A 12485-nucleotide genomic window follows, 5' to 3' on the forward strand; every position below is an offset into this window, starting at 1 on the left:
TCAGCCATGGACGATGACAAGCCCCGCCGTAAATCCCGCGCCAGGACCGTTGCAAAGGCGGTGGCGCTCGATATCGAACGCGAGCAGAACTTCGTGATGCGCGTGCTGCTGCACAGCCCGAAGGATACGATGGCGTGCGCGGTGGCGCTCTGCGCGATGACCGCGATCGTCGTCAATGCGATGTTCCTGCAGTCCGGCCATCATCCCTCGCCGATGTTCGGTACGGCCTATGTCGCGCCGCAGGCGGCAAGCGCTCCGGCTCCGGCGACCGTGCAGCCGATGCCGCGCCCGCGCCCCGCCGACATCGAGGCTGCCAACGTCATCGATCCGAAGCCGATGGTTGCGATCCCGGCCGCGAAGCCTGCGGCCGCGCCCGCCGCGGTACGTCCGCCCGCGCCGGTGCCCACGCACAAGGACCCGCTCGGCGATCTCATCAGCGCCGGCCATCGCGTGATCGCGGTTCAGCGCGTGCTGACCGATTACGGCTACGGCCAGTTGAAGGCGAACGGCATCATCGGCGCGGATACGCAGGCTGCGATCCGCAAGTTCGAGGCCGACCGCCGCCATCCGCAGACCGGCAAGATCTCCGACTGGTTGCTGGCAGAAATGGCGAAGCTGACCGGCAAGACGATCCAGTGAGGCCGCGCGCGGCGTAAGTCCGCGCGCCCAGCCTGATATCGCGCTGGCGCGAGTCAGGCGGATCGCCTATCACGACGGCATGAGACTGAAATCCGCAATCTGGGTATCGGCCTATCTGCGCCGCCTGCAGGGCGAGGGCATCTTCGCCGCCGTGCGCCGCCGCGGCGCGGAGGAGGCGGGCGCGGTGTTCGTCAAGGTTGCGCTGCTCAACGGCACCGCGGCGCTGTTCGTGCCCGCGCCGCAGACGATCTATGACGATGCAAAGCCGTCCGACCGCGCCTTCGTTGCGACCGGTGCTGCACCTGTCGAGGAGAAGGCGGTGGAAGCGCGGCTGCGGCGCGAGGTCGATTTCGATCCCGATGCGTGGATCGTCGAGATCGAGGATCCCAAGGGGCGGCACCTGCTCGACCTTGCGAAGGTGTGATTACCGGCCGTCATGCGCGGACTTGATTCATCAAAAAGGGTGAGTCTTCTCAAGAAGATGGATTGCCGGGTCATAAGGGCGTTCACGCCCGTCTTCGACGGGCTATGCCCGGCAATGACAGCTTTCGTTTCCATTAGAAGCGAAATCATTCTAGCCGTCATTGCGAGGAGCGTCAGCGACGAAGCAATCTGGCTTCTTCTGCACCTCTCCCCGGCGGGGAGAGGTGAAGAAAGTATCCAGTCTGCGATGGTGCCCCGGACGCGGTGCGGCATCCTTCATGCTGCGCCGCTGAGCCGGGGCCGTTCCTAATGCGATGCTGTTGCGGTCCCGGTTCTACGACGCATCGCTTCGCGCTGCATCGCGCCCAGGACATCTGCCGTTCGTGTTGAACCTCACACCCGCTCTTTGCGCAGGCCGTCGTCGGTTGCGATGTGGAATGGCTGGGTGTGCGGCGTGAGGCGGGCGCGCTGGCGTTCGCCGTCGTAGAGCACCGGCTGATACTTCGCCCGTGCGTTCGCGATCGACGAGCCGCGCCAGGCCGCGATCATGATCAGCGCGACGCGCTCGCTCAACACGTCGTACATCCGCGCCAGACGATAGACGTCGATCACCGACGCGCCGATTGCGGGATTGAGGAATAGCAGCACGCGCTGGAATGCTTCCGCGCTCATGCCGAGCACCTTCATCGCGCAGGCGAGCGGCTCGCCGAGCGGATCGGAGACGATCGCCTTCGCGACCGATCCCGGCAGGATCAGCGCATCGGCCAGTTCGGTGGTGAAGGCCGGTGCATCGGCGACCATCGCCGCGCCCTCGAGCAAGGCGATGGCGCGGGTTGCACGCTTCGCATCGATCTTCACCGAGGGCTTCAGCGGCGCATCCGCGAGGCTCTCGAGAATCCTGGCACGCTCTTTTGCGGAGGCGCCGGTGAACATCTCGATGAGGGAGGAGGCATCCTGCGGCTTCATCGACAGCAGCGCGGGACCCTGCGGCTGCGACGGCGCAAGCGGCGGCGCATCGGCGGTCTGTGCCTCGGCCTCTGCCACAACGGTCTCGGCTTGCGCAGGCACCAGCGATGGCGCGACCTCGCGCGGATAGAGCGGTGGTGGGGGGATCAGAAGCTTGCGGCGAATGTCGCGCGGCGTCTTCGGATAGATCGCGAGCTTGGCGCGCACCATCGCACGCGTCGCGTCATCGACTTCGTCGAGCAGCCGTATCGCAAGCTCAGTGAACTGCTGCTCTTCGTCGGCGGTGTGAGCGGGCGTCTGCACGTAAAGATCGGTCAGCACGCGCAGCAGCGTCGGGCGAATGTCCACGCCCTCGCGCCGGGACAGCGACAACAGGCCGTCGAAGCCTTGAAAGGGAGGAGGCACGCTCATGGAGACCGGACGCGTTGACGAGAATTGCGTCAATTTAGAGCGGCTTTTTTAACGGGCAGTTAAGATTAGGGAACGGTTAACCCGATGCTGCACATCGGAATCGTTCGGTTAAGACACCATTAACCATGCCTCACTCTAATGGCCTGCGTCACGGTCGTGTGAATGCCGTGACGAGGAGACAGTAGCGATGGGCACCATTCTTGAATTTCCGGCGGACGCGGCGTCGCGGCGCGCGGACTCAAACATGGCATCGGCCCCGTGTGAGGCGACAATCGTGATCCTTCCGGTCGTTCGCATCGAGCGGCACGTCGAGGAGCCGAACGGCGATCACGGGCCGGAAGAGGGCGCTGCCGCAGGGCGCCGCCGCAGGCGACGGGCGCGGTCGTAACCATTCGCGCCGGATCGTCCGGCGCGTGACCAAGAGAACGGCGTCGTTCGATGTGCACTCCTCTTTTCGTTCTCCCGCTGGTGTTCGGGCTCGGGTGCGTTGGCGATGATTTCGGCCGCACCCGCCAGACGATCTATCATCAGGACATGCACCAGTGGGTTGGCGCGGAGGCGACCGAGAGCCTCGGCGGCCGTGCATCCGAATTTCTACTAACCGACAATGAGCGCGCGCTGCGCGACATGGCTTATTACTTCATCCAGCCGCCGCACTCGCGCCCGGCGTGGAAGGCCGTGTTCGGCGATTACGATCGCATCGCCTCGCCGTGGCGGCAGAAGGTGGTGTTCGACCGCACGTCTTACGGCCGCAAGATGATCGACGAGCCGCATCGCTCGCAGGCCTCCTCCTATCAGGGGCTGATGGAGGACGTGCGCAACGATCTCTCGATGCTCGATCAGTTCATTCCGCTCGCGGTGAAGATCAACGACCTCGATATCAAGCGCAACAAGGCGCTCGGCTATGTCGGCGATCTGTCGCCGCGCGAGCGCGGTGATGCGCAGGCACGGATGCGCGAGAACGTGCTGGTGGTGCAGTGGGCGCAGCAATGCGTCGAGCAGCGCGTCTCGTCCTACCGCTGGGCGCTCGAGCGTCTCGTCATCATGGCGCCGGACCCGCTTGCGGCGCAGGCCGACGCGCTGATTGCGGAACTCGCCCGTCGTGCTGCGACAGCCTGGACCAGTGCGACGCCGGTTGCAGGACGCGTGCTGCGCGTCGGCGGCTGACCGTCATTCGCAAAATCAAGTTCCCGAAATGGATCGTATGCAGCGTCTTCACGCATGCGTGAGCAAACCCGCGTCTTGTTGGCGCGCGGCGCATCACCACGTTGTCGGAATCGCCGGTCGTGTGTTGGATCGGTGTATCGGAATGGTTTCGGTCCGGTATCGGCAGCCATTCCGGTGTGTTCGGTGAGAAGCCGTTGCGGCTTCGCACTGGACAGGACGGCAAGGACGCAACGAGTAAAGGCCATGATCGGCATAGGTGACCGCAACTGGAAACGCGAACTGGCAAGCCTGAAGGAGTCCGCTCCGAGCTTGACCGCGCTGACCCTTGCGGTTTTCGTCCCGGTTCTCTTCATCGCGCGAACGCTCGATCGGGAACTGATGATGATCGCCTTCAGCGTCATGTTCTTTCTCGGTGCCACCCTTGCCGCCGTGACGGCCTGGTTCATCAACAGCAAGCGCAATTCGCAAAGCCTCTCGCTTTGGGATGTCGCCGGTGGATTTGTCATCACCGGTTGCGCCGCTTCGGTGATGGCCGAGCCGGAACACGCAGCACAACTGTTCGAGCATCTGTTCGAACGCCGATCCGAGTCACGATAGCAGGAGACCTGACCTACTAAGCAGAGACCAGCCCGGGCCCCTCTGGCAGCGACAAGCTGTGATGTCGGACTGGAAAAGTTGGAGTGGCCCTTGTTTCTGCCGTGGGACGTGCTTGCGCACGGACGGTGACCGTTATTAACGGCCGCCGCCGTAATGCGTTGCGTCCCGCCGCCTCGTTCATCGACATTGTAGCCGCGTTAGCGGCCGCGATGCCTGATTGGCGTGCCTGCTGCAGGAGCCGCTCCTTCGTCATCAAGGAGCCCGGCTTATGTTAGAATTTCTGACGACTGAAGTATTTACCACGCAGGTCCTCACCGCCCTGTTTCAGGTGATCCTGATCGACCTCGTGCTTGCCGGTGACAACGCCATTGTCATCGGTCTCGCCGCCGCGGGCCTGCCGAAAGAGCAGCGCGCCAAGGCGATCATGATCGGCATCGGCGCGGCGACGCTGCTGCGCATGCTGTTCGCGGGTCTCACCACACAGCTTCTGCAGATCGTGGGCCTGTTGCTCGCGGGCGGCATCCTGCTGTTGTGGGTGTGCTGGAAGATGTGGCGCGAGCTGCGGGTGCAGGCGCACCACGCGTCGGCCGATCTCGATGAGCTTGCCGACGACGAGACCGCGCCGCGCAAGACACTCGGACAGGCGGCGTGGCAGATCATCATCGCCGACGTTTCGATGTCGCTCGATAACGTGCTCGCGGTCGCGGGCGCCGCGCGCGAGCATCCGTGGGTGCTGGTGTTCGGTCTGCTGCTGTCGATCGCGATGATGGGCGCGGCCGCGTCGTTCATCGCGAAGCTACTGCAGAAGCATCGCTGGATCGCCTATGTCGGCCTTGCTGTGATCCTCTACGTCGCGGGCGACATGATCTATCGCGGTTTCATGGAGGTGCAGCCGCAGATCCTGTCGTGGCTGGCCGGCCGCGGGGCGTCGTAACGCAAAACGGGCGCGCGATGGCCTCGCGCGCCCTTTCGACTGATTTGTCATGCCCGGCTTTATGCCGGGCATCCACGTCTGTCCCTGTCATTGCGAGCCAACGGGTCCGGCTTTGCCGGCCCGATGACAGACTCCGCGAAGCAATCCGGAACGCTCCCTCCCTTTCCCTCCCCCGCAAGCGGGGGAGGGTTGGGGTGGGGGCGATTGCTTCGTCGCCATAGCGCGTCGAAGACGCGCGTAAACGCGCTTATGGCTCCTCGCAATGAGAGTGAGGTGTGGGTGCCTTAGCGGAAGCGGTAGCCGCCGAAGATGAAGCGGGTGGTGTCGAATCCGTCGCGCGGATGGATGCGGCGGCCTTCCGCCTCGGCAAAGGCGTAGGCCGGATTGACGTCGCAATAGGCCTGCTGGCCGGCGGCCGATGCCTTGCATTGCGCGAAGGTGTCGTAGGCGCAGTCGCCGGGGTAGGGGTAGCCGCCGCCGATCAGGCAGATCCGCCGTTCGAAGGCTTCCGCCGGGGTCGGTGCGGCGAGCATGACGCCGAGGGTGGCGGCCGCCATCAGGCCGGTAATGAGAATTCGCATACGAGACTCCGTTGGTTTCCCCCAACATAGAGAGCGCGCGGGGTCGGCGCCAGCGGGTGAGCGCATAGCCGTCTCATGGCAGCCCTCAAGGCTGCGTGAAGACGCAACCGTCATTTATGATTCGTTCTTGTGAAGGAGCGGCGCGGGCGTCAAGCATTGACCGCTCGCGGGCACGATGCATCATGGGCCGCGATCCACGCGCGGTGCTGCATGCTGTCATATCTGAAACGGCGCTACCCGGATCTGCGTCTCGTGCGGATGAGCGACGGACGCTGGTCCGTCATTCGCGACCTTGGGCTCGTCAAGGGCGGCAAGGGGCTGCGCTGCCACGAGTGCGTGTTCTCCTTCCGCCTCGATCTGCGCCGGCTGTTCGTGCGCCGCCGCCGCGCGACGCATCTCTCCACTGTCGTCCCCGCGTAGGCGGGGACCCGGTAAGTGTGGATTCCTGCATTCGCGGGAATGACCAGGAGGAGAGGCTCGTGACAAGTGCAACGGCGGTGCAGGCTGGCTGACGCCGCGCTGGCACTTCCGCGACGCGCTCCCTCTCGCCGTTGGGGAGAGGTGAAGGTAACTTCACCGCCGCTTCGGCTGGGCGACCTGAACCTGTTCCTTGCAGCTTGCGGCGGCGAGCGAGGCCTTGGCCTGTTTCATCAGGCCCGGCTCGGCGGCGAGCGCGCGCATCACGATGAGGCCGGTTGGCGTCGGCGATTCGATGATGAGGCGGTCGGCGGAGGTGATGTCCTCGTCCTCCGGCAGCGCCGCCTTCTGCTGCGGGGTCATCAAATCGAGCTCGATCACCTTGCGTCCGGCGGACCGGTCGTTGATCGCGTAATAGGCGATGTCGTTGTCGGTGTAGAACGACACCGACGTGTAGGCCTGACTCACCGGCACCCGTAGCTTGATCGCGCCGCCGGCGAGATCGTATTTGCAGGCGGCGGAGGCGAAGGCCGGGTCCATGAACGGCATCGGCGCGGTGTCGGGCGTGGCATCGGGCAGTGCCGTCACCGCATTCACCTTCAGCATCGGCGAGAGCCGCGCATAGGCGTCCTGCGAGGCGATGCGCGGCAGCGCCAGCACGCTGACGAGATGCACGACGCCGCCGAGCAGAATGCCCCCCAGAATTGCGAACAGCCAGCGGATCATGAGCACCCCGCCATGCTGATGGAAGGCAGCGGCGCATCCTTCTGCGAGCGCGTCGCGACGCCCACCGGCGTATCGTAGAGCCGCAGCAGAAGCTGATAGCGATTGATGCCGCCGGTCGGCAGCCAGTTGCCGGAGCGTGCGCGCGGCGCGATCCGCACCGTGAACGAACCGTCGGCGGCGCGCACCACTTCCTGACTGGTGAAGCCGTAGCGCGACAGCGCGTTGGCGACGAGGCGGCCCCTGGTGTCGTAGAGCGTCAGCGTCCAGAATCGCGCGGGCGGGGTGATGCCGCTCACGACCACGTCGCAGCGTCCGTCGAGTTTCTTGCCGTCGCTGTCGGCGGCGGCGCGGAAGGTGATGCCGTCGCCGGCGCCGATCGGCAATTCGCCGCTGCGCGCGATCGATGCGCGGGCGTAGGGATCAATGTCGCTGGTGCCGATCCACGGCCGCGCGGTCCACGGCCCGATCGTCAGCGTGCCGATGTCGACGCCGCGTGTGGCGGTGCTCCACGTCAGGCCGAGGCCTGTGGCAGTCGCAATCGCCATGGCGAGGATCACCACGAAAATCAGCCGCACGGCAGCATCGCCCCCATGATCGTCCGGCCCCTCGTCATTTCTTCGCAGGCACGGAGGAGGTCACGGCATCGCCCGCGGAGGCGAAGCTGTCGGTGAAGGGAACGGCGGCGCGCGGCGCGGGCGGCTTCCGGTCTTTCATCGAGGTCTTGTCCGCCGGAATGGCCTTCGCGGCTTCGTCCATATCCTTCTCGATCTTCACGAGAATGTTGACGCCGCGCCGTGTCAGCGTCGGCGGCGGACCGGCCGCGATGTCGATGATCTTCGGCGCGCTCGCGCCCGCCATCACGCCGTCGCGCGGCAGCGCCTTGCCTGCGCCGACGCCGGTCAATTCCTTGATCTCGATGCCCTGATGCGCGACTTCCATGATGTCGTGCCAGGTCTTGGCGGGCAGCGAGCCGCCGGTCATGCGGTTGGTCGGCGAGTAGTCGTCGTTGCCGTACCACACGCCGCCGGTGAAATTGCCGGTGTAGCCGACAAACCAGGCGTCGCGATAATTGTTGGTGGTGCCGGTCTTGCCCGCGGCGGGAATGCCGTCGAGTTGCGCCCGGCGCGCGGTGCCTTCGGAGACGACGTGGCTCATCATCATCGCCATGTCGGAGGCGACGGAGGTGGGGATCGCCTGACGCGGCTGCGGTCCATCGCGGTCGAAGCGCCAGACCAGATCGCCCATGCCGGTGCGCACTTCGAGGATCGCGTGCGGCGTCACCGCCTTGCCACGGTTCGGGAAGGTGGCGTAGGCGACGGTGTGCTCGAGCACGTTCACTTCATCGGCGCCGATCGGCAGCGAGGGCGTATCCGGCAGCGGCGTGACGATGCCGAACTTGCGCGCGGTCTCGACGATCTTGGCGCGACCGGCCTTCGGTCCGCTCTTGCCGCCGAGTGCGATCGAGAGCTTCACCGGGATGACGTTGATCGAGCGCGTCAGCGCCTGCGTCAGCGTGATCGAGCCGGAGTAGGAGCGGCCGTAGTTCTGCGGGCACCAGTTGCCGATGCAGACCGGGCCGTCGACCACGACCGAGGTCGGCTTGAAGCCGTTCATCAGCGCCGTGGCGTAAACATAGGGCTTGAACGAGGAGCCGGGCTGGCGCATCGCGTCGGTGGCGCGGTTGAACTGGCTCGCGCCGTAGTCGCGCCCGCCGACCAATGCGCGCACGCCGCCGTCGAGATCGGCAATCACCGCGGCGGCCTGCGTTGCGTGATAGTCGCGACCGAACTGGCGCAACTGATCCTCGACGGTGTCCTCGGCCGCCTTTTGCACCTTCATGTCGATGGTGGTGCGCACCACGAACACGCGCTCGGCGTAGGATTTCGGGAAGGTCGCGACGAGCTTCTTCATCTCGTCGAAGGCGTAATCGAGGAAGTAGTTCGGCGAGTTCTCGTCGCGGCGGTCGACGACGGATGCCGGGTTGCGACGGGCGCCGAACACCTGGCCCTCGGTCATGAAGCCTGCGTCCACGAGGTTGTCGAGCACGACGTTGGCGCGGGCGCGCGCTGCGGGCAGGTTGATGTGCGGCGCGTATTTGGTCGGCGCCTTGAACAGACCCGCGAGCATCGCGGCTTCCGCGAGGTTCACGTCGCGCGCCGACTTGTTGAAATAGAAATGTGCCGCGCCGTCGACGCCGAAGGTGCCGCCGCCCATGTAGGCACGGTCGAGATAGAGCTTGAGGATCTCGTTCTTGGACAGCCGCGTCTCGAGCCAGATCGCGAGGAACGCCTCATTGACCTTGCGCTCGATGGTGCGCTCGTTCGACAGGAACAGGTTCTTCGCAAGCTGCTGGGTGATCGAGGAGCCGCCCTGGCGCACGCCGCCCGCTTGTGCGTTGGTGACGAGCGCGCGCATCGTGCCTGCGAGGTCGATGCCGAAATGATCGTAGAAGCGGCGGTCTTCGGTCGCGAGCGTCGCCTTGATGAGATGATCGGGAAAGTCTTCGAGCGGGATGGAGTCGTTGTGCTTGATGCCTCGGTTGCCGATCGGATTATTGTAGCGGTCGAGGAAGCTGACCGCGAGGTCGGACTTCTTCAGCCAGTCTTCGTCGGAGGTCTCGTGGAAGGCGGGGATCGCGAGCGCCAGCATGACGATGCCGCCGGCAAGGCCGATGGTGGCCGCCTCCGACAACGGCTCGATGAACACCCAGCGCTTCCAGCGTCCGACATAAAAGCGGTCCATGAACGCCGAATAGCGCTCATAGAGTTCGCGCAAGCCGCGCCCTGAGGAGAACAGGGTGGAATCGAAGCGTGAATCGAGGTCCAGAAAGAAATTCCGGACCCGCTCCGTCCAATTGCTGGGGATGATCCTGCGCAACCGATCGTCCTAAATCTGCGGTTCACTCCGGCCCGCCGGGCGCTCGGGCAGGGCGCGAACGAACATGGCGGTTCGTTTGCGGCATCCCCGTGGCGGTGATGAAGGCGGCCCTTGTGCGGTGTGGGCTAAAGCCCTGTTCCGCGCGTCGATGCCTGCATCGGAAAGGAATGGCGTCCTGCGGCCGGATGTTCCCGAACCTTTCCGCTTTCGGGAATCTGCCTCTTTCTAGCCGAGGTCAGGGGACAAACCAATGCCAAGCGGCGGTTAGCCTTGGTGTTTTTCGCGCCAACCCTTAATTCAGGACTCGTCCTTGTCATGGCCCGGGGAAAGCCCGCCCATGACGGCTGAGAGCGTATATCGAACCCATGACCCGCCCACCTGAAAAGCCGTCCGACCAGAAGGATTCCTTCTGGAAAACCAAGACGTTGGAGGAACTCTCCAGCGCCGAATGGGAGAGCCTGTGCGACGGCTGCGGGCGCTGCTGCCTGGAAAAGCTTGAGGACGAGGACACCGGCAAGATCTACTTCACCCATGTCGCCTGCCGGCTGTTCGATGTCGGCGCCTGCGGCTGCAGCGACTATCCGAACCGCTCGGCGAAGGTGCCGGACTGCGTGCGGCTCACGCCGGAGAACGTGCGGACGCTGAACTGGCTGCCGCCGTCCTGCGCCTACAAGCTCGTGGCCGAAGGGCGCGACCTCTATTGGTGGCATCCGCTGATCTCGGGCGATCCGAATACCGTTCATGAGGCCGGCGTCTCGGTGCGGGGCCGCGTGGTTGCGACCGAGGACGAGGTGGACGACGCCGACCTCGAAGACCACATCGTGCGCTGGCCGACGCTGCTGCCGAAGCGCGCGCGGATGAAGCGCCGGGCATAAGTTCGATCACATTTGCGTGGAGCGCTGTGCGCGCAGGGAAGCCATCCCATGCGTTGTGGCCGCTTACCGTGCCGCGTTGTTCGGGCTAAAGAAACGCTCCGCCATCCGATATATTTACGAGTTTACCTCAGACTGCGCGCGTTTTGCGCTTTGGCCGCATGAACAAGATCGAAAGACCGGGCTATCCGTTGCAACGCGAATCGGCAAAGGCAGATCAGTCTGTGCCCGCACAAACCAAGAGCCCCGCCAAAACGGCGAACAAGGGGAAGAAAATCAAGACCACCCACCAGTCCGACCTCGCGCCGCTGCCGCACAGCGAGGTGGTGCCGATTGTGTTGAGCCTGATGCTCAACCTGTTCCTCACCGCGCTCGACCAGACCATTGTCGCAACCGCGCTGCCGACCATCGGCACGGAGTTTCGCGACGTCTCGAATCTGTCCTGGGTGATCACCGCCTATCTGTTGTCTTCGACCGCGGTGGCGCCGGTCTACGGCAAGCTCGCCGACGTCTACGGCCGCCGCGCGATGGTCATCACCGCGACGGTGATCTTCCTCGTCGGCTCGGTGTTGTGCGCGCTTGCGCCGACGTTGCTGGCGCTGATCCTCGCGCGCGGCCTGCAGGGCATCGGCGGCGGCGGCATTCTGCCTCTGGTGCAGACGCTGATCGCCGACATCGTGACGCCGCGCGATCGCGGCCGCTATCAGGGCTACATCAGTTCGGTCTGGGTGACGGCGGGTATCGGCGGCCCGGTGCTCGGCGGCGTGTTCGCCGAACATCTGCACTGGTCGATGATCTTCTGGATCAACCTGCCGATCGGCGTCGTCTCGCTGATGCTGCTGTTGCCGCGGATGAAAAAGATCCCGACCTATCACCGCCGCCGCAAGGTCGACTGGACGGGCGGCTTCCTCTTGATGATCGCGGCCGTCGTCTTCCTGCTGGCGCTGACCTGGGGCGGGCACAAGTTCGAGTGGCTGTCACCGACCATCCTTGGCATGATCGGCTCGGCTGTCGTGCTGCTCGCGGGCTTCGTCCTGCATGCGCGCAGCGTCGACGAGCCGTTCCTGCCGCTGTCGCTCATCAGCGGATCGGTAATCCCGTATGCGATGATCGCAGGCGGTTGCGCGATGGGCGCGATGATCGGCCTCATCGTTCACATGCCGATCTACTATGAATCGGTCTATCGCCTCAGCGCGAGCGAAGCGGGGCTTGCGCTCATTCCGCTGGTCGCGATCTCGGTGTTCGGCGCGTGGAGCGCGGGGCAGTTCATGGCGACGACCGGCCATTACAAATGGGCGGCGGTCGGCGGCGCATCGGTTGCGGTGATCTGCTCGCTGATTATGGGCGCGCTGTCGCCGTTGCCGCTCTGGCTGTTGCTGACGCTGCTGGCGATCTTTGCGCTCGGGCTCGGCACCTGCTTCCCGATCAGCGTCGTCGCGATCCAGAATGCGGTGCCGCATTCCAAGGTTGGCACCGCGACCGGGGCGATGAACTTTTTCCGTTCGCTGATGAGCTCGTTCGCGGTGGCGTTGTTCACCGCGATCCTGCTTGCGGCGGTGGGGCCGGGCATCGCGGTCGGCGAGGGCGCGCACAGTGCCTTTACCGGCGCGCCCGAAGCGATGGTCGCGGGCTTCCGCTACGTGTTCTTCGCGGCGATGCTGTTCATGGCGATCGCGGCATTGCTGTTTGCGTTGATGGAAGAACGCCCGCTCGCCGGCGGCCCGCCGCGCGAAGCACCGATCGCGGCGGAATAGGCGAGCCGCGCAGCAGCGCGCGGCTCCTTCATCGCGATCGCGGCGTGAGCCCGAGCGCTACTTGATCTTGCCCTGCATGCAGGCTTTGACGAACTCCGCGCGGGCGTGGCCCGATTGTGTG

The 12485-nt window shown here is 65.0% G+C and carries 14 protein-coding genes; 9 read left to right on the forward strand and 5 right to left on the reverse strand.

Features of this window, described 5'->3' with window-relative positions; genetic code table 11:
• Positions 1–6 precede the first annotated feature (6 nt).
• Both OCA5_RS07240 and OCA5_RS07245 read left to right on the forward strand, forming a co-directional pair.
• Positions 7–639 carry a peptidoglycan-binding domain-containing protein gene (locus OCA5_RS07240; protein ID WP_012563767.1) on the forward strand — a complete coding sequence of 211 codons (633 nt, stop codon included), beginning with the start codon at positions 7–9 and terminating at the stop codon, positions 637–639.
• 79 nt (positions 640–718) lie between these two features.
• Complete coding sequence (locus OCA5_RS07245; protein ID WP_012563766.1) at positions 719–1063, forward strand: DUF1491 family protein; 345 nt, start codon at positions 719–721, stop codon at positions 1061–1063.
• A 392-nt stretch (positions 1064–1455) separates the two neighbouring features.
• On the opposite strand, the gene OCA5_RS07255 is transcribed toward OCA5_RS07245, so the two are convergent.
• On the reverse strand, positions 1456–2439 hold the full coding sequence (locus OCA5_RS07255) for a DUF2336 domain-containing protein (protein WP_012563764.1): 984 nt from the start codon (positions 2437–2439) through the stop codon (positions 1456–1458).
• A gap of 187 nt (positions 2440–2626) precedes the next feature.
• Here OCA5_RS07255 and OCA5_RS19455 point away from each other — a divergent pair, with 187 nt between their 5' ends.
• From OCA5_RS19455 to OCA5_RS07275, 4 genes are all read left to right on the forward strand, one after another.
• Positions 2627–2827, forward strand: a complete 201-nt coding sequence (locus OCA5_RS19455) for a hypothetical protein (RefSeq protein WP_012563763.1) — start codon at positions 2627–2629, stop codon at positions 2825–2827.
• 50 nt (positions 2828–2877) lie between these two features.
• Entirely contained in the window at positions 2878–3606 is a 729-nt protein-coding gene (locus OCA5_RS07265; RefSeq protein WP_013913002.1) for a hypothetical protein, read from the forward strand.
• Positions 3607–3660: 54 nt separating this feature from the next.
• Positions 3661–4203, forward strand: a complete 543-nt coding sequence (locus OCA5_RS19460; protein WP_013913003.1) for a hypothetical protein — start codon at positions 3661–3663, stop codon at positions 4201–4203.
• A gap of 268 nt (positions 4204–4471) precedes the next feature.
• Positions 4472–5137 carry a TerC family protein gene (locus OCA5_RS07275; protein ID WP_012563760.1) on the forward strand — a complete coding sequence of 222 codons (666 nt, stop codon included), beginning with the start codon at positions 4472–4474 and terminating at the stop codon, positions 5135–5137.
• 284 nt (positions 5138–5421) lie between these two features.
• Here OCA5_RS07275 and OCA5_RS07280 read toward each other — a convergent pair whose 3' ends face one another.
• On the reverse strand, positions 5422–5718 hold the full coding sequence (locus OCA5_RS07280) for a DUF3551 domain-containing protein (RefSeq protein WP_012563759.1): 297 nt from the start codon (positions 5716–5718) through the stop codon (positions 5422–5424).
• Between the two features lie 210 nt (positions 5719–5928).
• On the opposite strand from OCA5_RS07280, the gene OCA5_RS07285 reads away from it, so the two are divergent.
• The gene (locus tag OCA5_RS07285) at positions 5929–6138 is read left to right on the forward strand and encodes a hypothetical protein (protein ID WP_013913004.1); all 210 of its coding nucleotides are present in this window, start codon (positions 5929–5931) and stop codon (positions 6136–6138) included.
• Positions 6139–6291: 153 nt separating this feature from the next.
• On the opposite strand, the gene OCA5_RS07290 is transcribed toward OCA5_RS07285, so the two are convergent.
• The 3 genes from OCA5_RS07290 to OCA5_RS07300 are packed head-to-tail and all read right to left on the reverse strand — an operon-like array spanning position 6292 to position 9738.
• The gene (locus OCA5_RS07290; RefSeq protein ID WP_012563757.1) at positions 6292–6861 is read right to left on the reverse strand and encodes a DUF1254 domain-containing protein; all 570 of its coding nucleotides are present in this window, start codon (positions 6859–6861) and stop codon (positions 6292–6294) included.
• Positions 6858–7436 (reverse strand): DUF1214 domain-containing protein, encoded by a 579-nt coding sequence (locus OCA5_RS07295; RefSeq protein WP_012563756.1) that lies wholly within the window; start codon positions 7434–7436, stop codon positions 6858–6860. Before OCA5_RS07295 ends, OCA5_RS07290 begins: the two co-directional genes overlap by 4 nt.
• A 34-nt stretch (positions 7437–7470) precedes the next feature.
• Positions 7471–9738: a transglycosylase domain-containing protein gene (locus tag OCA5_RS07300; RefSeq protein ID WP_012563755.1), complete on the reverse strand. Its 2268-nt coding sequence runs from the start codon at positions 9736–9738 to the stop codon at positions 7471–7473.
• 365 nt (positions 9739–10103) lie between these two features.
• Here OCA5_RS07300 and OCA5_RS07305 point away from each other — a divergent pair, with 365 nt between their 5' ends.
• Complete coding sequence (locus OCA5_RS07305; protein WP_012563754.1) at positions 10104–10613, forward strand: YcgN family cysteine cluster protein; 510 nt, start codon at positions 10104–10106, stop codon at positions 10611–10613.
• Positions 10614–10771: 158 nt separating this feature from the next.
• Entirely contained in the window at positions 10772–12364 is a 1593-nt protein-coding gene (locus OCA5_RS07310; protein WP_422836364.1) for an MDR family MFS transporter, read from the forward strand.
• Positions 12365–12485: the final 121 nt, after the last annotated feature.

Source organism: Afipia carboxidovorans OM5 (assembly GCF_000218565.1).
In the GTDB taxonomy this organism is placed as follows: domain Bacteria; phylum Pseudomonadota; class Alphaproteobacteria; order Rhizobiales; family Xanthobacteraceae; genus Afipia; species Afipia carboxidovorans.

Coding starts and splice junctions, on each gene's coding strand:
- OCA5_RS07240 (WP_012563767.1), top strand. CDS start 7: ATGGACGATGACAAGCCCCGCCGTAAATCCCGCGCCAGGACCGTTGCA.
- OCA5_RS07245 (WP_012563766.1), top strand. CDS start 719: ATGAGACTGAAATCCGCAATCTGGGTATCGGCCTATCTGCGCCGCCTG.
- OCA5_RS07255 (WP_012563764.1), bottom strand. CDS start 2,439: ATGAGCGTGCCTCCTCCCTTTCAAGGCTTCGACGGCCTGTTGTCGCTG.
- OCA5_RS19455 (WP_012563763.1), top strand. CDS start 2,627: ATGGGCACCATTCTTGAATTTCCGGCGGACGCGGCGTCGCGGCGCGCG.
- OCA5_RS07265 (WP_013913002.1), top strand. CDS start 2,878: ATGTGCACTCCTCTTTTCGTTCTCCCGCTGGTGTTCGGGCTCGGGTGC.
- OCA5_RS19460 (WP_013913003.1), top strand. CDS start 3,661: ATGCGTGAGCAAACCCGCGTCTTGTTGGCGCGCGGCGCATCACCACGT.
- OCA5_RS07275 (WP_012563760.1), top strand. CDS start 4,472: ATGTTAGAATTTCTGACGACTGAAGTATTTACCACGCAGGTCCTCACC.
- OCA5_RS07280 (WP_012563759.1), bottom strand. CDS start 5,718: ATGCGAATTCTCATTACCGGCCTGATGGCGGCCGCCACCCTCGGCGTC.
- OCA5_RS07285 (WP_013913004.1), top strand. CDS start 5,929: ATGCTGTCATATCTGAAACGGCGCTACCCGGATCTGCGTCTCGTGCGG.
- OCA5_RS07290 (WP_012563757.1), bottom strand. CDS start 6,861: ATGATCCGCTGGCTGTTCGCAATTCTGGGGGGCATTCTGCTCGGCGGC.
- OCA5_RS07305 (WP_012563754.1), top strand. CDS start 10,104: ATGACCCGCCCACCTGAAAAGCCGTCCGACCAGAAGGATTCCTTCTGG.
- OCA5_RS07310 (WP_422836364.1), top strand. CDS start 10,772: ATGAACAAGATCGAAAGACCGGGCTATCCGTTGCAACGCGAATCGGCA.